Source organism: Vogesella perlucida, assembly GCF_979366545.1.
Window position 1 is genome coordinate 35,086 of the sequence record NZ_CEETRO010000002.1, and the last position, 22,090, is coordinate 57,175.

A 22,090-nucleotide genomic window follows, 5' to 3' on the forward strand; every position below is an offset into this window, starting at 1 on the left:
TGTCATCAGTGATGTGGCAAAGCCACACCCCCGCAGGCGGCGGTGTGGCCGCCAGGCTCAGGCCCAGGGTACATCTATGCTGTTGCTGCCAGCATCCGGCACGGTAGCGGTGGGCGCAGGGGCGGCGGTGCTGCTGCTTTGCTGGCTGGCTTCCAGGCCGCCCAATGCGGCCACCAGGTCGTTGACCAGATCGCCCAGCTCTTCTGCCATCAACAGGAAGGTGGCCTCGAACAGGCTGGCCATGTCGTCCCCGGCCTGGCTGGCTTCTTCTTGCAGCACATCCAGGAACTGCAGGCGTTTCAGCTGCAGCTGGTCGGTCAGCACAAAACGGATGCGTTCGCGCCAGATCAGGCCCAGGCGGGTGACTTGCTTGCCGGTGGCAATGTGTTGGCGGATTTCGTCGGCGGTGAGGTCGATGCGGGTGCAGCGTACTACCGCACCGTTTTCGCTGCTGTCTTTCAGCTCGCACTCGGCATCCAGCTCAAAGCCAAAGCCGGCTTCACCAGCGGCCAGCCAGTCGGTCATGACCGCATGCGGTGATAGCGCCGTGCGTGGCAGCGCGGCGGGGAAGGGCGGCAGTGCCTCGCGCAGGGTGGATACCAGGTTTTCTGCTTTGCTGGCGGTGCCGCTGTCTACCATCAGCCAGCCGCGCTGGCTGTCGATATAGGCGGTGGTACGGCCGGAGCGGGTAAAGGCGCGTGGCAGCAGGTCGTCGGTGATCTGTTCTTTCAGCGCCAGCTTTTCCTTGCGGCCAACCTTGCGCAGCTCGGCCGCTTCGATCTCGGCCAGCTTGCTGTCCAGGTGGTCGCGGATCACACCGGCCGGCAGGACTTTGTCTTCGCGGCGCAGGGTCAGCATCTGGTAGCCGCGTGCCTGGTGCAGCGGGCTGTCCAGGTGGCTGGCCGGGGCAACCCAGCCTTCGCTGAACCAGTCCAGGCCGCTACAGCGCTGGAAGGGGCGGCGCGCTAGCTGATCGGCCAGCTTGTCGCTATCGATAAGGAAATTCTCGTCCAGCCGAAAGAAAGACAGTTGCTTAAACCACATAATTGATAGATAATCTTTGTCCTCTGAGATCGGCAGATTGTAACGCAAAACAGCGGCAAACTGTCAGTTTCAGGATGAATGAATGGTTCGCGGGGTGTAGCTTAGCCTGGTAGAGCGCTACGTTCGGGACGTAGAGGCCGGAGGTTCGAATCCTCTCACCCCGACCAGCATTTATCCTGACAGATCCGTCCTTCCTCGGGGTGTAGCTTAGCCTGGTAGAGCGCTACGTTCGGGACGTAGAGGCCGGAGGTTCGAATCCTCTCACCCCGACCACATTGCAAAAGCCTGCTTTCGAGCAGGCTTTTTTCATGGTGCCTGTGCCGGCACGGCAAACTCCTGTAGCTGGTGCGCTAGCACGATCTGGCGGTAGCGCCCGCTCTGGTGCAGTTTCCATAGCCCCTTGTTGAACGCACTGAGCAAGTATGGCTGCATGCTGCTGGTGACAAAGCCGACGGAGAGTGTTTCCTGCGCCAGTACCAGATCACCCCACGCCAGTCTTGGTCTGCTTGGCAGTTTGCCCGAGCGTATCAGGGCATCGCCTACTGCTTTTTCGGTGATGGCCAGCTGTACGCGCTGCTGCTGCAGTTTGCGCAGGTTGGTTTCGTCGTCCCGCGTGCTGTCCAGTACCATGTTCAAGGCCAGCACGCTCGCCGGATAGTGGTAGCCCGCTACGGTGCCGGCAAGCTTGCCGCCTAGCCAGCTGCTGGCCAGGGGGAGTGGTGCGGCCCCCTGTACGACATAAACGCCGATCAGGCTGCGGAACACCGGGTTACCGGCTTTTAGCCGCATGCTTTTCAGGTCTGTTTGCCATACACCGATGACGCCGTCAAAACGGCCATGCTGGCTAAGCGACATCACACGCTGCCATGGCATGACAACTACGTTGACGGGGATGTCTTCCTGGGCAAATGCTTCCCGCACAATGCTCACCAAGGCACCACCGCCCGGTTTCTGGCTGTCGCAAAACGGCGGGTATTCAAGTGTGGCCAGGGTAATGGCGGGATTAACCGTCATGGCTAGCGCCAGGGCGGGTGACAAGCAGACAGGCAGGCCAAGCGCCATGCAGATGCGTGTGATGTTCATGGCTTGCCTCCTTGTCCGTACGTGGTTGCTCTGGTGTGTGGGGGGGCCTTGGCTGGGCTAGGGCAGCTAGCGCAGGGCTCGTCTTGATTGGATTGTGCGTGCTGGCGGTAATCTAGATAAAACAACAACTTCCCACAGGTTGTATTTCAATAAATTAGCCTGTTGGTATTTTGGTACTACGTATCGATTGAATAAGAAACGTAGTGAAATCGAGCGTGTCAGCCAGCGTTGGCCGCATAAAAGAAAACCCCTCTCGCACTGGGCGAAGAGGGGTTTGCCGTATGGGGCAGGGTGTGGCGCTTAGCCGCGGATGCGGCGCAGTACTTCCTGCTGGCCAATCAGTGCCAGCACCGCATCTACCGATGGTGTCTGGGTGGTGCCGCATACCAGTACGCGCAGTGGCATGCCCAGCTGGCCCATCTTGATGCCTTCGTCGGCGCAGAATGGCTTGAACAGACCGTGGATGCTTTCAGCTGTCCAGCTGTCCAGGCCGGCCAGGCGCTCGGCAAAGCGCTGCATGCGTGCCAGGCTGTCGGCGGACAGGTGTTTTTCCACGTCTTCGGCCTGTGGCGTGCGCTTGCTGTAGAAGTAATCCACTTCGCGCGCCAGCGCGTTCAGGTCTTGCACGCGCTCTTTTACCAGGGCAATCACGTCGGCCAGCGCCGGGCCATTGCTGGTGTCTACGTTGGCCGCAGTCAGGCGGTCGGCAATCAGGCCGGCCAGGCGCTGGTTGTCGGCAGCTTTGATGTGCTGTGCGTTCAGCCACAGGAATTTTTCGTTGTTGAAGCGGCTGGCCGACGGGCTGACGGCTTCCAGGCTAAACCATTCTACGAACTGTTCCATATTGAAGAACTCTTCGTCACCATGGCCCCAGCCCAGGCGTGCCAGGTAGTTCAGCAGCGCTTCGGGAAGAATGCCCTTGGCGGCGTAGTCCACCACGCTTACCGCGTCGCGGCGCTTGGACATCTTCTGGCCGTCCTCGTTGAGGATCATCGGCAGATGGCCGTATACCGGCAGCGGAGCACCCAGCGCCAGCAGGATGTTGATCTGGCGAGGGGTGTTGTTCACATGGTCGTCGCCGCGGATAACGTGGGTGATGTTCATGTCCCAGTCGTCTACCACCACGCAGAAGTTGTAGGTGGGGCTTCCGTCCGGGCGGGCGATGATCAGGTCGTCCAGCTCTTCGTTATTGATCTCGATGCGGCCTTTTACCGCGTCTTCCCACGCTACCGAACCGTCCAGCGGGGTTTTGAAACGCACCACGGGCTGCACGTCTGCTGGTGGTTGCGGCAGGGTCTTGCCTGCCTCCGGGCGCCAGCGGCGGTCGTAGCGCGGTTTTTCGCCACGGGCTTCTTGCTCGGCGCGCAGGGTTTCCAGCTCTTCCTTGCTGCAGTAGCAGTAGTAGGCATGACCACTGGCCAGCAGTTGCTGGATCACTTCTTTGTAACGGTCGAAGCGGTGGGTCTGGTAGAACGGGCCTTCGTCGTAGTCCAGGCCGACCCAGTGCATGCCATCCATGATGGCTTTGACCGATTCCGGTGTGGAGCGCTCCAGGTCGGTGTCTTCGATGCGCAGCACAAAAGTGCCGCCTTGCTTGCGGGCAAACGCCCAGGAGAACAGTGCCGTGCGCACGCCGCCGATGTGCAGGAAACCGGTGGGGCTAGGGGCAAAACGGGTGCGGATCATGGTCTACGCCTGCGAAATCGTAAAACCGCCATTGTACGTTGCCAGCGAAAGGGCGGGCAAACCGCCTGTGCGATAAAACCACCCCGTGCCATGTGGCTGTATGGCTTGCCGGCGGGGCTCAGGCGCTAAAGGGCAGGGCCGCCAGGCGGCTGGCGGGCAGGTTGTCCAGCAGCAGCCACAGTGCCGTACCGGCCAGTGTGGTGGCCATGGTGCTGTTGAACCATGCCATGCGGCGTGGCGTATTCAATAGCCGCTGCAGTGCCACGCCGGCGCCAGCCCATACGCTGATGCACGGCATCATGGTGATAAAGACCAGCACAAAAAACAGCACGGCAGCCTGCCCGGCGGGCATGTCTTGCGGCAAAAACACCATGCCCATATTCAGGCTCATCATCCAGCTTTTGGGGTTGAGCCACTGGAACCAGATGCCACCCATGAAGCTCATCGGTTGTACCTCGTCATCGTGGCTGCCCAGTGTGCCAGCCTGTTTCATCTGCCACGCCAGGTACAGCAGATAGGCACAGCCAGCCAGCGTCAGTGCGGGTTTCAGGCTGCTAAGCAGCGGTGCCAGCTCGCTCATGAACAGAATGATGATGGCGGCCTGCAGGGCCAGGCCGGTAGAAATGCCCAGCAGTGAGGGCAGGGTGCGGCCAAAGCCGTGGTTCAGCCCGCTGGCGGCCAGAATCAGGTTATTCGGCCCCGGCGTGAGGGCCATCACGGACAGGTAAATCAGCAAGGCAACGGTATTCATGTGCAGGCGCAGCAAGGGTGGCAAGGATGCGCTGCATGATAGGCGGAAGCCATTTACAATAACAGATTCAGAAAATCACTTTTGAAACCGTAACAGTTTGGTCTTGATGAAACTGTTACTATCAAGCGTGGCGGCAACTGTACTGGTGGAACCCGATGGCACAAGAATTACGTTATATGCAGCTGGTCAACGAATGGACTGCCCTGATGCAGCGTGGCGTGCTGCGCCCTGGCGAAAAAATGCCATCGGTACGCAAGGCCTGCGCCCAGTACCAGCTGAGCCCGGCCACCATTTTGTCGGCCTACCGGCTACTGGAAGAACGTGGCCTGGTGGAGGCGCGGCCGCAGTCCGGTTTTTATGTGCGGGCGCAAACACGCCTGCCCTTACCCCACATGAGCCGGCAAAGCGGTACCGTGGCCACCGGTGACGAGGTGCTGGATAACATCGAACTGGTGTTGGCCGCACAGCAACAGCCGGGCTACCTGGATCTGTCCATGGCCTCGCCACGCGGCAGTGATTTTTATCCCACCACGCGGCTTAAGCACATCCTGCACAAGCTCACGCGCGAGCAGCCGACACTGGCGACCGATTACAGTTACCCGCCCGGTTCGCACCCCCTGCGCGAGCAGGTGGCACGGCGTGCACTGGCCTGGGGGGTGGTGCTGGGGGCAGACGACATCGTTACCACCAATGGCTGTACCGAGGCACTGCAGCTGGCGCTGCGGACAGTGTGCAAGCACGGCGACACCATCGGGCTGGAATCGCCAACCTACTTTTTGCTGCTACCCCTGCTGAAGAGCCTGGGCGTGAATGTGATCGAAATCCCTACCCACCCCACTAGCGGGTTGTCGCTGGACGCGCTGGAATTGCTGCTGGAAGAAAAGCGGCTCAATGCCATTGTGGCCATGCCCACGGTGCACAACCCGCTGGGTGCCACCATGCCGCTGGAGAACAAGCAAAGGTTGGCCGCACTGGTCAACCGCTACCGTGTACCACTGATCGAGGACTGCCCGCATGCCGACCTGTTCTACGGCCAGGTAACGCCGGATGCGGTGAAAGCGTTCGATACCGATGGTTATGTGCTGCTGTGCGGCAGCTTCAATAAAACGCTGGCCCCCGGCTTTCGCGTGGGCTGGATTGCCCCAGGCCGCTACCGGCGCGAGCTGACGCGGCTGAAGTTTGCTTCGTCGCTTTCCCAGCCGCGCCTGCTGGAGGAAACCCTGGGCGTCTACCTGCAAGATGGCGCCTATGACCAGCACCTGCGCTTTTTGCGCCGTCACTACCAGGCGCAGATGTCGCGTTTGCAGGACGTGGTGGCGCAGGTTTTTCCCGCTGGGACGCGTGCCACCTCGCCATCGGGCGGGTGTTTGCTGTGGGTAGAGCTGCCTGGCGAGGTTGACTCACTGGCCTTGTCGCGAGCAGCCTATGCCGAAAAAATGCTGCTGGTACCGGGGGCGTTGTATTCGCCGCGCGGGCGCTACCGCAACTGTGTGCGGCTATCGTGTTGCTACCCGTGGAGCGACGCCTATGAGCGTGGCCTGCACCGTCTGGCCGAGCTGAGCGCACGGCAGCTGTCCTGAAGGCTGCTCAAGGCGCATGCTGCCGTGTCGATAAAACAAAAGCCTGCCTTGCGCGCCAGTAGACTAGCCTGGTTTAAAATAGGGCTTGGCTTTTAACAGCTATAAGCAAACACGAGAAATATGTTTGTATCGATAGAGTGCGCTGCGGTACGCTTGCTTTTGTTGCAAGGTTTTTCTGTAAAAGTGCGCGCCGAGTCAGGGGTCTGATGGGCTATTTTGAAGGTAGTGTCGTGCAGTGTCGGGTAAGGCAGCCATGAGGCAGGAACGGGGTTTTACGCTGGTAGAGCTAGTCATCACGGTAGCGATCATCGCCATCGTGATGGCGTACGCCGTGCCGGCGTATTCGCGCTTTGTGGCGCAGAACAAAGTACAGTCGTTTGCTTATGCGCTGGCGGCCGACCTCAATAATGCCCGCTCGGAGGCGATACGGCGCGGTTTTGATGTCAGCGTGTGCGCCGCGTCTTCCAGTACGGCTACGGCTTGTGGCGCCGCCTCTGACTGGAATAAAAACTGGATCACCATCGTGCAGGGTGGCGCGTCTAACGGCACCGTGCTGAAAGTGCATCAGGCCGAGGCGGGCGCCAATGCCTCCAGCGGCTTGGCTGGTCTGCGCTTTGCGCCCAGCGGCCAGGTAAAAAGTACCGCAACTAACGCCCGCGTGCCGAACAACCAGCTCATCACCTTCAGTAATAGCGATAATACGGTGTCTGCCAGCGTCACGGTGGCACCCTACGGTACCATCAGGGTGACGAATTAATGAACAAACCTCTTCGCATGCACGGTTTTGCCTTTGTCGAACTGCTGGTGTCAGTGGTCATCATCGGTTTTGGCCTGCTGGCTATTTCGGCATTGCAGACCAATGCCTTGCAAGCGACCAACGCCGCGTATTTGCGTACCGCAGCCAGCGAGTTTGCTGTGGCTTTTTCTGAGCGCATGCGTACCAATACCGGGGACAGCATCTACCGTTACGACGAAGACAATAGCGTGTATATCCTGGCGCCGGTGGTGGCCTGCTATCTGCAGCAAGCATCCAATACCGCGCTGACCGACCGGGCGGCCGAGTGCGCCAAGGTGACCAATGCCAGCCAGACTGCCATCGTGAATGCTGACGTGGCTTCGATGACGCAGTGGGTAACCGATGCATCCGGCACGCTGCCGCAGGGTACCTGGGCACTGAATTTGCTACGCAATGGCGCGGTGGCCAGCGGCATCACGGCGGCCAACTGCAATTTTTCGCTGGCTGCTGGTGCGGCCAGCCAGCCCTGTTCCTTGCAGGTATCGCTAACATGGCAAGAGCTGCGTGCCTCGGCGACGGTTGCCAGCATCAGTTACACATTCCGGTGAGTATCATGAAACACAAACAAGCCGGTCTGACTATTATCGAGCTGATGCTGTCGCTGGCACTGTCGCTCTTTCTGATTCTGGTGGCAGCGCAGTTTTTTGTGGCCAACAAGATGACTTACCGTACCCAGCAAGCGCAGGCTGATATTCAGGAGCGTGGCCGTTTTGCTACCTCCTGGCTGGCGCAGCAGCTGCGCCAGGCGGGGTATATTGGCGCGGTGGATGTGGCCACTAAGGATTTCAATAGCGTGTTTGTTCCGCAAAACGCCAGTGGTACGGATCTGGCGATGGCGGCGGGGCAAGTATTGCTGGGAACGTCTGCTGTGGTGCAAGTGCGTTACAGCGGTGCTGATGATGGCAGCCTGGTGGATTGCCAGGGCCGAGGTATTGCTGCTAACGCTTCTTCTACTGCCCGGATTCATGCCAGCGGTACCAGCCTGTGGTGCCAGGGTGGAGAAGTGGTGCCTGGCGTGGTGCAGTTTCGCCTGGCGTACGGGCAAGATAGCGTGAACCCGCTGGACCGCATTGCTGACCAGTATGTACAGAATGCACCGGCTTCCGCGGTATACGCTGTCAGATTCTGTCTGCTGGTGCAATCGCTGGAGAACAATGTCAGCCCGGTAAGCCAGACGATTGCAGCAGACTGCGACGGGAATGCCTATACCCCGCCCAACCGGGCAATTGCGAAAGTGTTCCGGTCTTCGGTTTATCTGAGGAATATCCCATGAGCAGGGTAGCAATGCAGCAGGGCTTTTCCCTGCTGGTGGTGATGGTGTTCCTGCTGGTGCTGGGCCTGCTGGGCTTTGCCGTGACTAAAAGCGCCATTGTGCAAGAAAAGATTTCGGGCAACCTGCGCGAAAAGAACGTCTCGTTTCTGGCGGCTGAAGCCGCGCTGCGGGAAGGCGAAATTTATCTGACCACGGTGGATGATCTGGCTAGCATTACCGCGTCCAACTCGCTGCCGGCACGTGGTGTGGTGTCATCGCTGGCGGGGGCTTCTGCCAGCTATACCATCGGCTGCGTCAACAACTGTACGGCATCGGCAGGCCGGGTGTATTACCGCATTGTGGCTAGTGGTACGGGCGTACGAAACGACTCGGTCACCGCACTGGAAGCCGTTGTTTCGGTAGAAGAGTAGCGGGCCACAAGCTGCTTTCAGCATGCAAAGGCAGGCCGTTGTGGCCGTGCCTGATGGAGAGAAAATGAAGAACAACCAGGGTTTTACCTTGATCGAGCTGGTGATTGTGGTGGCCATTGTCGGCATTCTGTCCGCTATTGCCATGCCGATGTACCGTGATTATGTTGTGCGTTCCAACCGTACCGAGGCCAAAACCGCGCTGGCTGCGGTCGCCCTGGCGCAGGAGCGCTTCTATTCGGTCAATAACCGGTACAGCACCACCATTGCCTCGTTGGGGACAGTGATGGGGCTGAGCGGCAGCGGTGTCACCGAAAACGGCTTTTACAGCATCAGCATTACGGCGCCCAATCCTGCCGCCAGCTATACCCTGAACGCCACCCCGCAAAGCAAAGCGGGGCAGAATACCGACAAGTGCAATATCCTCACGCTCAGCAGCACGGGCAGTAAAGGTGTCAGCACCACGTACAGCGGGTATAGTGCGGCCAACTGCTGGTAAAACGGCAGCCGGGTGTATTGTTGCTGGCATCTGTGCCGCAGCTGCATTAAGATAGCCCCCTTTTTGCCGGATGGCGTCGCTGTCCTAGTGTCTTGTTTTTGAAAGGACTGCGCGCAAACGTGTTTTGCCCAGTGACTTGAACCATGAAAAATGCAATGAAATCCAATAATGAAACGGCACTGGGTGCCGCACTGAAGACGGCAGTACAGAGTCTGAGCAAAAAAAGCCAGACCGAGATGATTGCCGCTCACGTTTACGCCAAATACGACGTATTCAAGCGTTTCCTGCCGCTGGCATTGGGCATTCACGAGGCGCTGATTGCCGCGCTGCCGCAGTTTGATGCGCAGCTGGTCGCCCGCGTGCTGGCCAACCACTGCCGCCGTCAGCGCTATATCAAGTCGCTGGCGCGGGGTGGCAAGCGCTTTGACCTCGCCATGAAGCCGGTAGGCGTGGTGAGCCCGGAAGAAAAAGCCGCCGCCGAGCGCATGGCCCAGCCACGCCCGGCCAAGGCTGACGCTGCTGCCCTTGCAGCCGCCCCCGAGGCAGTTGCCCAGGTAGACACCCCGGCCGCAGAATCTGCCGCGGAATAAACCCCGCGCCTGTTTACCCAACCCCTCCAGCCTGTGCTTGAGGGGTTTTGTTTTTGTGTTTGCTGCCGCTTGGGCAGCCAGGAAAGGATGCGTATGCTCACCCGGCAACACGGTGTCACCATCGAGCTGTGGCGTGGGGATATCACCCGGCTGCAGGTAGACGCCATTGTCAATGCGGCCAACCCTGGCCTGCGTGGCGCCGGTGGTGGCGTGGATGGTGCCATCCACCGCGCAGCCGGCCCCGGCCTGCTGCAGGCTTGCCTGGCGCTGGGCTTTTGCCCGGCAGGGCAGGTGCGGGTCACACCCGGCTTTCAGTTGCCGGCGCGTTTTGTGCTGCATACGGTTGGCCCGGTATGGCGTGGCGGCGACGAGGGCGAGGACGAGGTACTGGCGTCGTGCTATCGCCACTGTCTGGACGAGGCCGCCGCACGCGGCGTGAGCTCGTTGGGCTTCCCCGCGATTAGCGGTGGCAGCTATCCGGCGCTGGCCGCCATGCACGTTGCCTGGCAGGCCATCAGCCAATGGTTGGCCGCCGCACCTGCGCATAGCCTGCAGCGCATTGTACTGGTGGCGTTTGACGATAGTGTCTGGCAGGCTGGCTGCCGCGTGATGCCCGGTATCTCGTAACGGTCTGATATAGACAAGCGTGCGAAACTTAGCAAAAAACGGTATTAGTCAGCCCGGCTGGGGCTGTATAGAATTGCCCAGCATAACGGCCTGCGCCGTGCGCTCAACAGGAGAATAAACAATGCGTATTGCCTCTTCCGTCACCGACCTTATCGGTAACACCCCGCTGGTGCGCCTGAACCGCGTTACCGAGGGCGCTGGCGCCACTGTGGTGGCCAAGCTGGAGTTCTTCAACCCGGGCCACAGCGTAAAAGACCGTATTGCCGTGGCGATGATCGAGGCGGCAGAGCGGGATGGCAAGATCGGCCCTGGTACAGTGATTGTCGAGCCTACCTCGGGTAATACCGGCATCGGCCTGGCCATGGTGTGCGCTGCACGCGGCTACAAGCTGATCATCACCATGCCGGAAACCATGAGCCGCGAACGCCGCCAGCTGCTGCGCGCCTATGGTGCCGAGCTGGTGCTTACCCCCGGCCCGGACGGCATGGGTGGTGCCATTGCCAAGGCGCGCGAGATCGTGGCGGCCAACCCGGATACCCACTTCCTGCCGCAGCAGTTTGAAAACCCGGCCAACCCCGAGATCCACCGCAACACCACCGCCGAAGAAATCTGGCGCGATACCGACGGCCAGATCGATATCCTGGTGGCCGGCGTGGGCACCGGCGGTACCATTACCGGTGTGGGCGAGGTGCTGAAAGAACGCAAACCCGGCGTGCAGGTCGTGGCGGTAGAGCCGGATGCCTCACCGGTGCTGTCTGGCGGTGCCAAAGGCCCGCACCCGATTCAGGGGATTGGTGCCGGCTTTGTGCCCCCCATCCTGAACACCGGCATCTACGACGAAATCATCCGCGTCGCCAACGACGACGCCTTTGAAACCGCGCGCAATGTGGCCACACAAGAAGGCGTACTGGTGGGTATTTCGTCCGGTGCTGCCGTTTGGGCCGCCTTGCAGCTGGCCAAGCGCCCGGAAAACGCCGGCAAACTGATCGTGGTGGTGATTCCATCGTTTGGCGAGCGTTACCTGTCCACCCCGCTGTTCCAGCATCTGGCCGACTGATTGCCCACTTGGCATTCACCCGCAACCCCGCCCGTGTGGCGGGGTTTTGCATTTATCGACAGCTTAGGGCCTTGCCGGTATTACAATCACCGCCATGAAAAAACTGATTCTTTTCCTGTCACTGGTGTGGCTGGCCGGCTGCGCCGCCCTGCCGGAGCTGGGTACGTCCCGCGCGGCGGATAGCCTGATGCGCGAAGCACAGCAGCTGGCACCGCGTGTGGCAAAAGGCGAGCTGACACGCGTGCAGGTGGCCGACCGGCTGGATGCGCTGCGCCAGCAGCAAGTGGGCCGCAACGCGGTAGACGACGACCTGTTTCGTACCTATCGCCGTATCGCCCAGCAGCGCGATGCCGGCCAGATCGACAGCGCCCGTGCGCAAAAGCTGATGGAAGACCGCCTGCAGCTGTGGCAGCGGCGCTGGCCTGCCTTGCTGGACAAGCCCGCCCAGCCTGCCTTTGCCCATTTCTTGTTCAAGCTTTACGGCCTGCCGCCACTGGGGGCAACACCATGAAAAAAAACCGCACTGTCAGCGGCTGCCACTGCGGCCAACCTTTACCTTACGAGCAGTGCTGCGGCCGCTACCACGCCGGTGCGCTACCTGCCGAGGCGGTGCAGCTGATGCGTTCGCGCTATAGCGCCTTCGTACTGCGGCTGGAACCTTATCTGCTGCAAACCTGGGCACAAGGCACCCGGCCGGCCAGCCTGGACCTGTCCGGTGACGACGGGGTGAAATGGCTGGGCCTGCAAGTGTTGGCCGCAGCGGCTGGCCAGGCGGGTGATGAGGCGGGGACGGTGGAATTTGTGGCGCGCTACAAGGTGGGCGGGCGGGCCTACCGCCTGCACGAAACCAGCCGCTTTTGCCGTGAAGACGGTGCCTGGCGTTATGTGGATGGCGACCTGCACGAAGGCAGCTAGTGCTTGAGCTAAGCACTTGATGGCGATCATTTTTTATCGCTATTGCACTGGGAATGCGCAACGTGTGTGCCATGCTGAAATGGGTATTCCACCCGTAAAGCAGAGGTGACACATGAACGATACGCTGCACGACTTTATCGCCCAGCTGGAGCGCCACCAGGCCGAAGGCCGCGACCTGGGCCAGCTACTGTCGGTAGACCCGGTACGCCAGCTGGTTCTGCCGCTGAACCACCAGACCTGCAGCCAGCTGCGCGCCATGGCCCAGGTATTCCAGTGTGACGAAGCCTTGCTGGCCTCCGCGATTCTGGCTGGCGCCCTGCGCCATATGCAGCAGCATCTGGACGAAGATCTGGATGCGCTGGCCAGGCTGGCGCGCGAGGCACTGGACAGCCCGTGCCAGGCGGCCAGCGAAGCCATCTAGTCTCATCTAGTCTTGATCCTGCTTGCCCTGCAGTAGCTTGGTCAGTTGCTGCAGGGTTTGCCGCAGCATGGCCGACTCGGCCTCGCGCCCCTCGGCGCCGTACCGGCAGCGCATGGCCTGGGGCACGGCGGCGGCCTGGGTTTCCAGCGCCTTGCCGGCTGGGCTGAGCCACACCTCTACCCGCCGTTCGTCTTCGCTGGCACGCTGGCGTACCAGCAGGCCAGCCGTCTCCAGCCGTTTCAGCAGCGGCGTGAGCGTGCCCGAATCCAGCAGCAAGCGCTCGCCCAGCCGTTTTACCGTGACACCGTCTTCCTCCCACAGCACCAGCATGACCAGATATTGCGGGTAGGTTAGCCCCAGCTCGCCCAGCAGCGGCTGGTAGGCCTGGGTCATGCTGCGGCTGGCGGTATACAGCGCAAAGCACAGCTGGCTGTCCAGCAGCAGAGCCGGGTTCACAGCAGCGCCTCGATCTGCGCGCGCAGGGCTTCGGGCTTGGTGCGCGGGCCAAAGCGGCCCACGACCTGGCCTTGGCGATTGACCAGAAACTTGGTGAAGTTCCATTTAATGCCACGGGTGCCCAGGATGCCGGCTTTCTGCTGTTTCAGGTGCTGCCATAGCGGGTGGGCTTGCGCGCCATTTACGTCGATCTTGGCTGCCATGGTAAAGCTCACGCCGTAGTTTTTCTGGCAAAAGCTGCCGATGGCTTCGGCGCCGCCGGGTTCCTGCTGGCCAAACTGGTTGCAGGGGAAACCGATCACCGCCAGGCCTTTGTCACCCAGCTCGCGGTGTAGCGCTTCCAGCCCTTCGTATTGATAGGTAAAGCCGCACGCGCTGGCGGTATTCACCAGCAGCATGACCTGGCCTTGGTAGTTGGCCAGATTGATTTCACCGCCCAGCAGGGCGGGTACGCGGTATTGATAGATAGACATGGCGATATTTGATTGCGAAAAATTTAATTGTACACAACTAAAATGGACAAAAAAAGAGCGAAGCGGCAAGGGGGAACCACAACGCTCATAAGAAACGGCTTGCTGTGCCCAGGGTGGCTGTATCAGCACACCCTGATTTCATCCTAGACCAGTCGCGACAAAATGCGAGCTTTGATCCAAAACAAAAACGCGGCCAGAGCCGCGTTGTGTGAGCGCAGCTTGCCGCTCAAGGGCGGGGCAGGGTAACGCCTACCTGGCCCATGTATTTGCCGGCACGGTCTTTGTAGGACACATCGCAGATCTCGTCCGATTCGAAAAACAGTACCTGCGCCACGCCTTCGTTGGCGTAGATTTTGGCGGGCAGCGGGGTGGTGTTGGAAAACTCCAGCGTGACGTAGCCTTCCCATTCCGGCTCGAACGGGGTCACGTTCACGATAATGCCGCAGCGGGCATAGGTGGATTTGCCCAGGCACACGGTCAGCACCGAGCGCGGGATGCGGAAGTACTCCACCGTGCGTGCCAGTGCAAAGCTGTTGGGCGGAATAATGCAGTAGCCCTTGCCGGACACTTCTACAAACGAATCCGGGTCGAAGTTTTTCGGGTCAACAATAGTGCTGTTGATATTGGTAAACACCTTGAATTCATCCGCGCAGCGGATATCGTAGCCGTAGCTGGAGGTGCCGAACGAGATCACCTTTTCGCCGTTGACGTTCTTGATCTGGTCGTGAACAAACGGCTCGATCATGCCGTGTTGTTCTGCCATGCGGCGAATCCATTTGTCGGATTTGATGGTCATCGTACTGTTCTCTTTCAGGCTGGCTTTCAGTTGGCAGGATTTTACTGGTACACAGGCGCAGGCGCTACTTTGCCATGGCGTGGCCTGGCTGTGGCCGGATTCGGTGCAGCTATGCTATGTATCTTGTTTTAAGTGCATGATTTGTGTGTTTTTTGATATTTAATGCCCGATTGCGGCATATTGATGGTGCTAAAAATAATATTATTGCGAATTATTCGCAAAAATGTACCATGACAGCCCCGCTGGCCTGTACTAGAATCCGGCTGTTAACGTCATTACCAGCATTACAGGGGCACACACCATGCAAGGCCATCCAAAAATCATTGCGCTGCTTAACGACCTGCTGGCAGAAGAACTGTCCGCCGCCGACCAGTATTTTGTACACGCCGAAATGTATAAAGACTGGGGCCTGAACAAGCTGTTTGCCCGTATCGACCACGAGCGCGAAGACGAGCTGGAACACGCCCGCACGCTGATTGCCCGTATCCTGTTCCTGGGTGGCAAGCCCAACGTGGCCAAGCGCGTGCCGATTGTTATCGGTGACGACGTGCCGTCCATGCTGCAAAGCGACCTGGACGTAGAATACCGTGTCGCCGCTGCGCTGAAAGACGTGATCGCCGTCTGTGAGCAAGAGCGCGACTACATCACCCGCGAGCAGCTGATGGTGCTGCTGGAAGAAACCGAAAACGACCACGCCCACTGGCTGGAACAGCAGATCAAGCTGATCGGTCTGGTCGGCCTGGCCAACTACCAGCAGTCGCAAATCGCCGGCGACGCCAGCGCCAGCTAAACCGGGTTGGCCGCCGCGTGCGGCCAACCTTGCCCATGACCCTGCCTGCCACTGCACGCGGGGTTTTTTATTGCCTTCGATTTGAAATAATTGAAACACACGCCACACAGCTTTCTGTTAAACCTGATGGTAAAAAACAGGGAGACAATAATGGACGACAAGCATGCCGTGCTGATCGTGGATGACGAGGCCGATATCCGCGACTGGCTGGCCGCGCTGCTGCAGGACTGTGGCTACGCGGTAGTGGGCGCTGCCAATGGCCGCGAGATGCAGGCCGCGCTGCAGCAGCAGGCTTTTGCGCTGGTGGTGCTGGACCTGCGGCTAAAAGGCGAAGACGGCCTGCAGCTGGCGCGCACCCTGCGTGCGCAGTCGGCTGTGCCCATCATCATGATGAGCGGCAAGGGCGACGAAACCGACCGTGTGCTGGGGCTGGAGCTGGCCGCCGACGACTACCTGACCAAACCGTTTTCCGGCCGCGAGTTCCTGGCCCGCGTGCGCGCCGCGTTGCGCCGTGCCACCGAGCTGTCACTGCCGATGCTGCGCAAGCCGGGCGAGTCGCACGAATGCTACTGCTTTCACGGCTGGGTGCTAGACGCCACCGCGCGCGAGTTGCGCCATAGCCGTGGCGGCGAGCCGTGCCAGCTCACGCAAGGCGAATACGCATTGTTGGCCGCATTGGTGCGCCACCCAGGCCGGGTGTGGAGCCGCGAGCAGCTGCTGGAACAAACCCGTGGCCTGGACACCGAGGTATACGACCGCACCATCGATGTGCTGATACTGCGCTTGCGTCGCAAGATCGAACCCAACCCGCGCCTGCCCGAGCTTATCTGCACCGAGCGCGGTGCCGGTTATGTGTTTCGCGCCAGCGTCAGTAAAACCCAGGCCGCATGATTCCCGCCCTGCTGCAACAGCTGCGTGCCCAGCCGATACGCGCCCGGCTGCAGGCAGCCTTTGTGCTGCTGTTTGTGCTGATGCTGGTGGTGATCGTGGTCAGTATCAGCGCCATGCGCAACACGCTGGACACCCTCACCGGCTTTCGCGAGCAGGTCATGCCGGAGCTGGCCCGTGTGCTGGAGCTGGCCGAAAAGGTATCGCAGATCGCCGCCATTGCCCCGTCGCTGGCCGATAGTTACGCGCCGGAAACCCTGTCGCGCGACATCAACCGCTTGCAGGCGCTCACCCGCGAAATCCGCCTGCTCTCGCTCAACCTGCCGCCCGAGGCCGACCGTCAACTGGCGGTGAGCAGCATGCTGGAAGGCGCCGAGCGCGACCTGTCACAGCTCTTGCTGCTGTCGGCCCAGCGCCGGCGCAGCCAGCAGATCCTGAATGCCTACATGGCGCGGCTGGACGAGCTGGGCAGCAGGTTGGCTGCCCAGCACGCCGCCCAGGCACGGCGTGCACCCACGCTGATTCCGCTGTGGCAAACCCTGCTGGCCGTGCCGCTATCGCGCGACCGCGCCCGCCTGGGCGAGCTGGAGGCCAGCGCCGAAGCGCTGATGCTGGCCATGGCGCGCCGTGGCGAAACCGCCCAGCTGCCAGACTGGCTGGTGGTGGAGCTGGAGGTGATGGCGCAGGCACCACAAAACCTGTTCGAGCAGCAACGCCAGCTGACCGAAAGTGGCGAGCGCATTGCCGTGCTGCTGCAGCTGTACCGCAGCAATGCCGAGCACCTGAGCCGCCGTACGGCCAACTATGTGCAGGCTATACGCCAGCAGGCCGATGACCGCAGTGGCCAGATGGCTACCGAGATCCGCTCCGGCAGCAGTAGCGCCTTGCTGCTGGCCGCCATCGGCGTGGCGGTTGCCATGTTGGCCGCAGCCTATGTGCGGCGCGTGGCGCAGCGCATGCAGGCGATTTCCAGCGTGATGAGCCGCCTGGCTGGTGGCGATACCGAGCAGCTTACCCCTGCTACCGAGCAAGCCGACGAAATTGGCGACCTGGCGCGGGCCTTTCAGGTGTTTCGCGACAACCTGCTGGAAAAACAGCGCCTGTCGCACGGCATTGAAGCGCAGCGCCGCCTGCTGCAAACCGTGTTCCGCAGTATGCACGACGGCCTGTCGGTATACGACGAGGACGGCAAACTGATGGTATGGAACCCGCAATTCCCCGCGCAGCTGGGCATGGCGGCAGATAGCCTGCACAGCGGCATGCCCTACACCGCCCTGCGCGCGGCCATGCCGGCGGGTACCCGCTGGGAGGCGGTCGCCGGCGACACCGTGGCGCAGCCGGACGATAGCCACCGCATAGCCAGCCATGCCGAGCTGCACCTGCCCGGCGGGCGCGTGCTGGAGTTCATGAGCCACGCCATGCCGGAAGGCGGCTGGGTAGCGGTATGCCGCGATGTGTCGGCGCGCCGCGCCGCCGAAGCGCAGCTGCAACAAATGCAAAAGATGGAAGTGCTGGGCCAGCTCACCGGCGGTGTGGCGCACGACTTCAACAATATCCTGATTGCCATCCTGGGCAACCTGGAGCTGCTGGAGCTGCGCCCCGACCTGCCAGCCGACGCACGGCAGCGGCTGGAGCGCGCCCACGCGGCGGCCAACAAGGCGGCGGCGCTCACCCGGCGCCTGCTGGCCTTTGCCCGCCGTCAGCCTTTGTGCACCGAGCCGGTAGACGTGGGCGACATGCTGTACGAAATGCTGGATCTGGTGGAATACAGCGTGAGCGACGGTATCCGCGTCAGCGTAGATGCACCGGAAGGCCAGGTGGTGCAGGTAGACCGTGGCCAGCTGGAAAACGCCATCCTCAACCTGGCGCTGAACGCAGCGCAGGCCATGGGCGAGCGCGGCAGCCTGCAGCTGCGGGTTGGCCGCATAGCGCGCGATGGCCGCGACTGGGTGGCCATCAATGTGCAAGACGATGGGCCGGGCATCCCGCCCGAGGTATTGCCGCACGTACTGGAGCCGTTCTTTACCACCAAGGCGCAGGGCAAGGGCAGCGGCCTGGGCTTGTCCATCGTGTATGGTTTTGTGAAGCAAAGCGGCGGCGAGCTGGCCATCCACAGCCAGCAGGGCGAAGGCACGACCGTGTGCATCGAGCTGCCAGCCAGCACTAGCCAGTGCAGCCCGCTAGCCTGCGCCACGGCTTTGCCCGCCGTGTTGCCGGCCAGGCACGTGCTGCTGGTAGAAGACGACGCCGACGTACGCGACACCGCACAACAACAGTTGGCCGCACTGGGCGCACGCGTCAGTACCTTTGCCAGCGAGGCGGCGCTGCTGGGCTGGCTGGCCGCCGGTGGCCAGGCCGATGTGGTGCTGTCCGACATCATGCTGGGCGAAGGCGGCGACGGTGTGCGGCTGTACCGCACGCTGCAGGCCGCCTACCCGGCGCTGCGCGTGGTACTGACATCCGGCCTGCCGCCCGAGCACCACGCCCGCCGCAGTGACTGGCCCGCCGGGGTGGCCTTTCTGGCCAAGCCCTACCGCCGCGACGACCTGGCGCGGCTGCTGGCCAAGGCATAAGGGCAGGGCGCATGGCCGGGTATATTGCAATTGTTAATGGCATCGGCATGTTGGTGAAATGCCGCATTAACGTTTCCGCGTTTAGATGGCAGGGCGACGGCACGCTACCAGCCAGCAGGCTGGCAGTGGTGCGGCCAACAACACAACGAGGAGACGCATGATGAAACACAGCCTGATGAGCGCTGCCGTACTGATGACTCTGGCGGCCACCGCCCACGCCGCCCCGCTGAAGATTTCCTGCGGCGCGGTAGGCCAGGAGCTGGAACTGTGCAAGCAGTCGGTAGCCGAGTGGAGCAAGAAAACCGGCAACGACGTGCAAGTCGTATCCACCCCGAACGATTCCAACGAGCGCCTGGCGCTGTACCAGCAGATTCTGGGCAGCGGCTCGGACAAGATCGACGTGTTCCAGATCGACGTGGTGTGGCCCGGTATTCTGGCCAACCACCTGCTGGACCTGAAACCGTACACCAATGGTGCCGAAAAGCAGCACTTTGCCGGCATCATCAGCAATAACACCATCGGTGGCCGCCTGCTGGCCATGCCGTGGTTTACCGACGCCGGCGTGCTGTACTACCGCAAAGACCTGCTGGAAAAACACAAACAGCCGGTACCCAAAACCTGGGAAGAGCTCACTGCCAGCGCCAAAAAAATCCAGGACGCCGAGCGTGCAGCCGGTAACGACAAAATGTGGGGCTACGTCTGGCAGGGCCGCGCCTACGAAGGCCTGACCTGCGACGCGCTGGAGTGGGTGGTGAGCTACAAGGGCGGTACCATCATTGACGCGGCCAGCGGCAAGCCTACTATCAATAACCCGCAGGCGGTGAAGGCACTGACCACCGCCGCCGGCTGGGTAGGCACCATCACCCCGAAAGCCGTACTGAACTACGGCGAAGAAGAAGCACGTGGCGTATTCCAGGCGGGTAACGCCGTGTTCATGCGTAACTGGCCCTACGCCTGGGCGCTGGCACAAAAACCGGACAGCGTGGTGAAAGACAAGGTAGGTGTGGTGGCGCTGCCTAAAGGCGGTACCGATGGCCGCAATGCCGCCACCCTGGGCGGCTGGCAGCTGGCGGTATCGAAATACTCCAAGAACCAGAAGCTGGCTGCCGAGCTGGTGGCCTACCTGACCAGCAGCAGCGTGCAGAAAATGCGCGCCATCAACGGTTCTTACAACCCCACCATCGCCGCGCTGTACCGCGACCCGGACGTGCTGAAGGCCAACCCGTTCTTTGGCGAGCTGTACAACACCTTCACCAGCGCCGTGGGCCGCCCGTCCTCGGTATCGGCCGCCCGCTACAACCAGGTGAGCAACCAGTTCTGGAATGCCACCCACGACGTGCTGTCCGGCAAGAGCGATGCCAAAACCTCGCTGGCCCAGCTGGATGCACAGCTCAAACGCCTGGCACCACAAGGCTTTAGCGGCGCCAAGTAAGCCCCCGGCGGCTACCCGGCGGTAGCCGCTGCCTGTCCTGTACGGGGTGGCGGGTGCCTGCGGCCAACCTTGGCCGCAGCCCATGCCCGCCCCGCGGAGAACCCTATGTCTAGCTCTACCCTCACTGCGCCCATGCCGGCAGCGGGTGCCTTGTCGTCGCTGCAGCGCAGCCGGCAGCGCATGGCCTGGCTGCTGGTGCTGCCGTCGGTTCTGGTGCTGTTTGCCATTGCCGGGCTGCCGCTGGCGCGTACTTTCTTCATGAGCTTCACCGATGCCCAGCTGTCGGATTTGTCGGCGCGGCAGTTTGTCGGCCTGGCCAACTACCTGGGCGACACCGGCGTGCTGAACGACCCGCAATGGTGGGGCGCCGTGCGCAATACGCTGTGGTTCGCGCTGCTGTCGGTTTCGCTGGAAACGCTGTTCGGCCTGGGCATCGCGCTGATGCTGAACCACCCGTCGCCGCTGAAGGCGCTGCTGCGCGCCGCCGTGCTGGTGCCGTGGGCTATTCCCACCGTGGTGTCGGCCAAGATGTGGACCTGGATGCTGCACGACCAGTTTGGCGTGATCAACGCCATGCTGTTATCGGCCGGCCTGATCGACGCGCCACTGGCATGGACCGCCGACCCCGACCTGGCCTTTACCACCATCGTCCTGGTGGACGTGTGGAAAACCACGCCCTTCATGGCACTGCTGATCCTGGCGGCGCTGCAGATGGTGCCGGGCGATTGCTATGAAGCCGCCCGCGTGGATGGCGTGCCCACCTGGTCGGTGTTCGTCAACATCACCCTGCCGCTGATTACCCCTGCGGTGCTGGTGGCCATGATTTTCCGCACGCTGGACGCGCTGCGCGTGTTCGACCTGATCTACGTGATGACGTCCAACAGCCGTAGCACCAAGAGCATGTCGGTGTACGTGCGCGAACAGCTGATCGACTTTCAGCTGGCCGGTTACGGCTCGGCCGCCGCCACGCTGCTGTTCCTGCTGATTGCGCTGATTACCCTGTGCTACATGGCGCTGGCGCGCCGCCGTATGGAGGGCCACTGACATGCTGCCTAAACGATTACACACCGCCGACCTGGCGTATTACCTGCTGCTGCCGCTGGTGCTGGCGTTTTCGCTGTATCCGTTTGCCTACGCCATTGCCAGCTCGTTCAAGCAGGGCAGTGCGCTGTTTTCCAGCGATTTCTGGCCCAAGGTGTGGAGTGCGGCCAACTACGTAGCAGTGTTTGCCGAGCAGCCTTTCGGCCAGAACCTGCTGAACTCGGTACTGGTGGCCGGCGGCGTGGTGCTGCTATCACTGACCGTGTCGCTGCTGGCGGCCTACGCGCTGGGCCGGGTGCAGTTTCGCGGCCGCGGCGTGCTGATGATGACCATCCTGGGCGTGTCCATGTTTCCGCAGGTGGCCATCCTGTCCGGCCTGTTCGAGCTGATCTCGTGGCTGGGCCTGTACGACAGCCTGTGGGCGCTGGTGTTGTCCGACCTGATCTTTACCCTGCCGTTTACCGTGTGGGTGCTGGTGACTTTCATGCGCGAGCTGCCGCGCGAGCTGGAAGAAGCGGCGCTGATGGACGGTGCCGGCGTGCTGACGGTGATCTTCCGCATTTTCCTGCCACTGCTGTGGCCTGCGGTGGCGGCCACTTCGCTGCTGGCGTTTATCGCGGCGTGGAACGAGTTCCTGTTTGCGCTCACCTTCACGCTGTCCGGCGAGCAGCGCACGGTGCCGGTGGCTATTGCGCTGATTAGCGGGGCCAGCAGCTACGAGCTGCCATGGGGCAACATCATGGCCGCCTCGGTGATCGTGACCGTGCCGCTGATTGTGCTGGTGCTGATTTTCCAGCGCCAGATCGTATCGGGCCTGACTGCCGGCGCAGTAAAAGGCTGATGTTATTTTCGCCATAAAACGCCTGTGCATGACCAGCAAAACAATACTGCCTGATCGCCGGCATGAAATAG

25 protein-coding genes and 2 tRNA genes are annotated in these 22,090 nt (G+C 61.4%); 20 read left to right on the plus strand and 7 right to left on the minus strand.

Annotation, left to right across the window (positions count from 1 at the left end; all coding sequences use genetic code 11):
* Window positions 1-57 precede the first annotated feature (57 nt).
* Window positions 58-1,044, minus strand: coding sequence for a recombination-associated protein RdgC (locus tag ACZ9XP_RS02725; RefSeq protein WP_147682475.1), 987 nt, complete (start codon window positions 1,042-1,044; stop codon window positions 58-60).
* 90 nt (window positions 1,045-1,134) lie between these two features.
* Here ACZ9XP_RS02725 and ACZ9XP_RS02730 point away from each other — a divergent pair.
* Both ACZ9XP_RS02730 and ACZ9XP_RS02735 read left to right on the plus strand, forming a co-directional pair.
* Window positions 1,135-1,211, plus strand: a tRNA-Pro gene (locus ACZ9XP_RS02730).
* Between the two features lie 29 nt (window positions 1,212-1,240).
* Window positions 1,241-1,317: transfer RNA gene (locus tag ACZ9XP_RS02735), tRNA-Pro, on the plus strand.
* Window positions 1,318-1,350: 33 nt separating this feature from the next.
* Here the strand turns inward: ACZ9XP_RS02735 and ACZ9XP_RS02740 are convergent.
* The 3 genes from ACZ9XP_RS02740 to ACZ9XP_RS02750 form a co-directional block, all read right to left on the minus strand.
* Window positions 1,351-2,127 carry a transporter substrate-binding domain-containing protein gene (locus tag ACZ9XP_RS02740; RefSeq protein ID WP_147685545.1) on the minus strand — a complete coding sequence of 259 codons (777 nt, stop codon included), beginning with the start codon at window positions 2,125-2,127 and terminating at the stop codon, window positions 1,351-1,353.
* A gap of 300 nt (window positions 2,128-2,427) precedes the next feature.
* A complete protein-coding gene (gltX, locus tag ACZ9XP_RS02745; protein WP_147685547.1) occupies window positions 2,428-3,813 on the minus strand; it encodes a glutamate--tRNA ligase in 1,386 nt (461 codons plus the stop codon).
* Between the two features lie 118 nt (window positions 3,814-3,931).
* Entirely contained in the window at window positions 3,932-4,564 is a 633-nt protein-coding gene (locus tag ACZ9XP_RS02750; RefSeq protein WP_147685830.1) for a LysE family translocator, read from the minus strand.
* 155 nt (window positions 4,565-4,719) lie between these two features.
* Between ACZ9XP_RS02750 and ACZ9XP_RS02755 the strand changes: the two genes are divergently transcribed.
* The 12 genes from ACZ9XP_RS02755 (at window position 4,720) to ACZ9XP_RS02810 (ending at window position 12,729) form a co-directional block, all read left to right on the plus strand.
* Window positions 4,720-6,144, plus strand: a complete 1,425-nt coding sequence (locus ACZ9XP_RS02755) for an aminotransferase-like domain-containing protein (protein WP_147685549.1) — start codon at window positions 4,720-4,722, stop codon at window positions 6,142-6,144.
* A gap of 253 nt (window positions 6,145-6,397) precedes the next feature.
* Window positions 6,398-6,901 carry a GspH/FimT family pseudopilin gene (locus ACZ9XP_RS02760; RefSeq protein WP_147685832.1) on the plus strand — a complete coding sequence of 168 codons (504 nt, stop codon included), beginning with the start codon at window positions 6,398-6,400 and terminating at the stop codon, window positions 6,899-6,901.
* Complete coding sequence (pilV, locus tag ACZ9XP_RS02765) at window positions 6,901-7,488, plus strand: type IV pilus modification protein PilV (RefSeq protein ID WP_147685551.1); 588 nt, start codon at window positions 6,901-6,903, stop codon at window positions 7,486-7,488. Before ACZ9XP_RS02760 ends, pilV begins: the two co-directional genes overlap by 1 nt.
* A 5-nt stretch (window positions 7,489-7,493) precedes the next feature.
* Entirely contained in the window at window positions 7,494-8,213 is a 720-nt protein-coding gene (locus ACZ9XP_RS02770; RefSeq protein WP_465187953.1) for a PilW family protein, read from the plus strand.
* A complete protein-coding gene (locus ACZ9XP_RS02775) occupies window positions 8,210-8,623 on the plus strand; it encodes a PilX N-terminal domain-containing pilus assembly protein (RefSeq protein WP_147685555.1) in 414 nt (137 codons plus the stop codon). Before ACZ9XP_RS02770 ends, ACZ9XP_RS02775 begins: the two co-directional genes overlap by 4 nt.
* Window positions 8,624-8,687: 64 nt before the next feature.
* Window positions 8,688-9,119 carry a type IV pilin protein gene (locus tag ACZ9XP_RS02780; RefSeq protein WP_147685558.1) on the plus strand — a complete coding sequence of 144 codons (432 nt, stop codon included), beginning with the start codon at window positions 8,688-8,690 and terminating at the stop codon, window positions 9,117-9,119.
* Between the two features lie 155 nt (window positions 9,120-9,274).
* On the plus strand, window positions 9,275-9,709 hold the full coding sequence (locus tag ACZ9XP_RS02785) for a ProQ/FINO family protein (RefSeq protein ID WP_147685560.1): 435 nt from the start codon (window positions 9,275-9,277) through the stop codon (window positions 9,707-9,709).
* A gap of 93 nt (window positions 9,710-9,802) precedes the next feature.
* Window positions 9,803-10,336, plus strand: coding sequence for a macro domain-containing protein (locus ACZ9XP_RS02790; RefSeq protein ID WP_206211267.1), 534 nt, complete (start codon window positions 9,803-9,805; stop codon window positions 10,334-10,336).
* A 121-nt stretch (window positions 10,337-10,457) separates the two neighbouring features.
* Window positions 10,458-11,393: a cysteine synthase A gene (gene cysK, locus ACZ9XP_RS02795; RefSeq protein ID WP_147685564.1), complete on the plus strand. Its 936-nt coding sequence runs from the start codon at window positions 10,458-10,460 to the stop codon at window positions 11,391-11,393.
* 94 nt (window positions 11,394-11,487) lie between these two features.
* A complete protein-coding gene (locus tag ACZ9XP_RS02800) occupies window positions 11,488-11,904 on the plus strand; it encodes a hypothetical protein (protein WP_147685566.1) in 417 nt (138 codons plus the stop codon).
* A complete protein-coding gene (locus ACZ9XP_RS02805; protein WP_147685568.1) occupies window positions 11,901-12,308 on the plus strand; it encodes a YchJ family metal-binding protein in 408 nt (135 codons plus the stop codon). Before ACZ9XP_RS02800 ends, ACZ9XP_RS02805 begins: the two co-directional genes overlap by 4 nt.
* 112 nt (window positions 12,309-12,420) lie before the next feature.
* Window positions 12,421-12,729: a hypothetical protein gene (locus ACZ9XP_RS02810; protein ID WP_147685570.1), complete on the plus strand. Its 309-nt coding sequence runs from the start codon at window positions 12,421-12,423 to the stop codon at window positions 12,727-12,729.
* 6 nt (window positions 12,730-12,735) lie between these two features.
* On the opposite strand, the gene ACZ9XP_RS02815 is transcribed toward ACZ9XP_RS02810, so the two are convergent.
* The 3 genes from ACZ9XP_RS02815 to dcd form a co-directional block, all read right to left on the minus strand.
* The gene (locus ACZ9XP_RS02815; RefSeq protein WP_465187954.1) at window positions 12,736-13,185 is read right to left on the minus strand and encodes a MarR family winged helix-turn-helix transcriptional regulator; all 450 of its coding nucleotides are present in this window, start codon (window positions 13,183-13,185) and stop codon (window positions 12,736-12,738) included.
* Window positions 13,182-13,658, minus strand: coding sequence for a glutathione peroxidase (locus ACZ9XP_RS02820; RefSeq protein WP_147685574.1), 477 nt, complete (start codon window positions 13,656-13,658; stop codon window positions 13,182-13,184). Before ACZ9XP_RS02820 ends, ACZ9XP_RS02815 begins: the two co-directional genes overlap by 4 nt.
* A gap of 226 nt (window positions 13,659-13,884) precedes the next feature.
* Window positions 13,885-14,454, minus strand: coding sequence for a dCTP deaminase (dcd, locus tag ACZ9XP_RS02825; RefSeq protein WP_017508794.1), 570 nt, complete (start codon window positions 14,452-14,454; stop codon window positions 13,885-13,887).
* A 301-nt stretch (window positions 14,455-14,755) separates the two neighbouring features.
* Here dcd and bfr point away from each other — a divergent pair, with 301 nt between their 5' ends.
* The 6 genes from bfr (at window position 14,756) to ACZ9XP_RS02855 (ending at window position 22,019) form a co-directional block, all read left to right on the plus strand.
* Window positions 14,756-15,244 (plus strand): bacterioferritin, encoded by a 489-nt coding sequence (gene bfr, locus ACZ9XP_RS02830; protein ID WP_147685576.1) that lies wholly within the window; start codon window positions 14,756-14,758, stop codon window positions 15,242-15,244.
* A 150-nt stretch (window positions 15,245-15,394) separates the two neighbouring features.
* Window positions 15,395-16,135: a response regulator transcription factor gene (locus ACZ9XP_RS02835; RefSeq protein ID WP_147685578.1), complete on the plus strand. Its 741-nt coding sequence runs from the start codon at window positions 15,395-15,397 to the stop codon at window positions 16,133-16,135.
* Window positions 16,132-18,705 (plus strand): ATP-binding protein, encoded by a 2,574-nt coding sequence (locus tag ACZ9XP_RS02840; RefSeq protein ID WP_147685581.1) that lies wholly within the window; start codon window positions 16,132-16,134, stop codon window positions 18,703-18,705. The genes ACZ9XP_RS02835 and ACZ9XP_RS02840 overlap by 4 nt, the downstream gene beginning before the upstream one ends.
* A gap of 160 nt (window positions 18,706-18,865) precedes the next feature.
* Window positions 18,866-20,137 (plus strand): ABC transporter substrate-binding protein, encoded by a 1,272-nt coding sequence (locus ACZ9XP_RS02845; RefSeq protein ID WP_147685583.1) that lies wholly within the window; start codon window positions 18,866-18,868, stop codon window positions 20,135-20,137.
* A gap of 105 nt (window positions 20,138-20,242) precedes the next feature.
* Window positions 20,243-21,181, plus strand: coding sequence for a carbohydrate ABC transporter permease (locus tag ACZ9XP_RS02850; RefSeq protein ID WP_147685585.1), 939 nt, complete (start codon window positions 20,243-20,245; stop codon window positions 21,179-21,181).
* A gap of 1 nt (window position 21,182) precedes the next feature.
* Window positions 21,183-22,019 carry a carbohydrate ABC transporter permease gene (locus tag ACZ9XP_RS02855; protein ID WP_147685588.1) on the plus strand — a complete coding sequence of 279 codons (837 nt, stop codon included), beginning with the start codon at window positions 21,183-21,185 and terminating at the stop codon, window positions 22,017-22,019.
* Window positions 22,020-22,090 lie beyond the last annotated feature (71 nt).

Coding starts and splice junctions, on each gene's coding strand:
- ACZ9XP_RS02725 (WP_147682475.1), bottom strand. CDS start 1,044: ATGTGGTTTAAGCAACTGTCTTTCTTTCGGCTGGACGAGAATTTCCTT.
- ACZ9XP_RS02740 (WP_147685545.1), bottom strand. CDS start 2,127: ATGAACATCACACGCATCTGCATGGCGCTTGGCCTGCCTGTCTGCTTG.
- gltX (WP_147685547.1), bottom strand. CDS start 3,813: ATGATCCGCACCCGTTTTGCCCCTAGCCCCACCGGTTTCCTGCACATC.
- ACZ9XP_RS02750 (WP_147685830.1), bottom strand. CDS start 4,564: ATGAATACCGTTGCCTTGCTGATTTACCTGTCCGTGATGGCCCTCACG.
- ACZ9XP_RS02755 (WP_147685549.1), top strand. CDS start 4,720: ATGGCACAAGAATTACGTTATATGCAGCTGGTCAACGAATGGACTGCC.
- ACZ9XP_RS02760 (WP_147685832.1), top strand. CDS start 6,398: ATGAGGCAGGAACGGGGTTTTACGCTGGTAGAGCTAGTCATCACGGTA.
- pilV (WP_147685551.1), top strand. CDS start 6,901: ATGAACAAACCTCTTCGCATGCACGGTTTTGCCTTTGTCGAACTGCTG.
- ACZ9XP_RS02770 (WP_465187953.1), top strand. CDS start 7,494: ATGAAACACAAACAAGCCGGTCTGACTATTATCGAGCTGATGCTGTCG.
- ACZ9XP_RS02775 (WP_147685555.1), top strand. CDS start 8,210: ATGAGCAGGGTAGCAATGCAGCAGGGCTTTTCCCTGCTGGTGGTGATG.
- ACZ9XP_RS02780 (WP_147685558.1), top strand. CDS start 8,688: ATGAAGAACAACCAGGGTTTTACCTTGATCGAGCTGGTGATTGTGGTG.
- ACZ9XP_RS02785 (WP_147685560.1), top strand. CDS start 9,275: ATGAAATCCAATAATGAAACGGCACTGGGTGCCGCACTGAAGACGGCA.
- ACZ9XP_RS02790 (WP_206211267.1), top strand. CDS start 9,803: ATGCTCACCCGGCAACACGGTGTCACCATCGAGCTGTGGCGTGGGGAT.
- cysK (WP_147685564.1), top strand. CDS start 10,458: ATGCGTATTGCCTCTTCCGTCACCGACCTTATCGGTAACACCCCGCTG.
- ACZ9XP_RS02800 (WP_147685566.1), top strand. CDS start 11,488: ATGAAAAAACTGATTCTTTTCCTGTCACTGGTGTGGCTGGCCGGCTGC.
- ACZ9XP_RS02805 (WP_147685568.1), top strand. CDS start 11,901: ATGAAAAAAAACCGCACTGTCAGCGGCTGCCACTGCGGCCAACCTTTA.
- ACZ9XP_RS02810 (WP_147685570.1), top strand. CDS start 12,421: ATGAACGATACGCTGCACGACTTTATCGCCCAGCTGGAGCGCCACCAG.
- ACZ9XP_RS02820 (WP_147685574.1), bottom strand. CDS start 13,658: ATGTCTATCTATCAATACCGCGTACCCGCCCTGCTGGGCGGTGAAATC.
- dcd (WP_017508794.1), bottom strand. CDS start 14,454: ATGACCATCAAATCCGACAAATGGATTCGCCGCATGGCAGAACAACAC.
- bfr (WP_147685576.1), top strand. CDS start 14,756: ATGCAAGGCCATCCAAAAATCATTGCGCTGCTTAACGACCTGCTGGCA.
- ACZ9XP_RS02835 (WP_147685578.1), top strand. CDS start 15,395: ATGGACGACAAGCATGCCGTGCTGATCGTGGATGACGAGGCCGATATC.
- ACZ9XP_RS02840 (WP_147685581.1), top strand. CDS start 16,132: ATGATTCCCGCCCTGCTGCAACAGCTGCGTGCCCAGCCGATACGCGCC.
- ACZ9XP_RS02845 (WP_147685583.1), top strand. CDS start 18,866: ATGAAACACAGCCTGATGAGCGCTGCCGTACTGATGACTCTGGCGGCC.
- ACZ9XP_RS02850 (WP_147685585.1), top strand. CDS start 20,243: ATGTCTAGCTCTACCCTCACTGCGCCCATGCCGGCAGCGGGTGCCTTG.
- ACZ9XP_RS02855 (WP_147685588.1), top strand. CDS start 21,183: ATGCTGCCTAAACGATTACACACCGCCGACCTGGCGTATTACCTGCTG.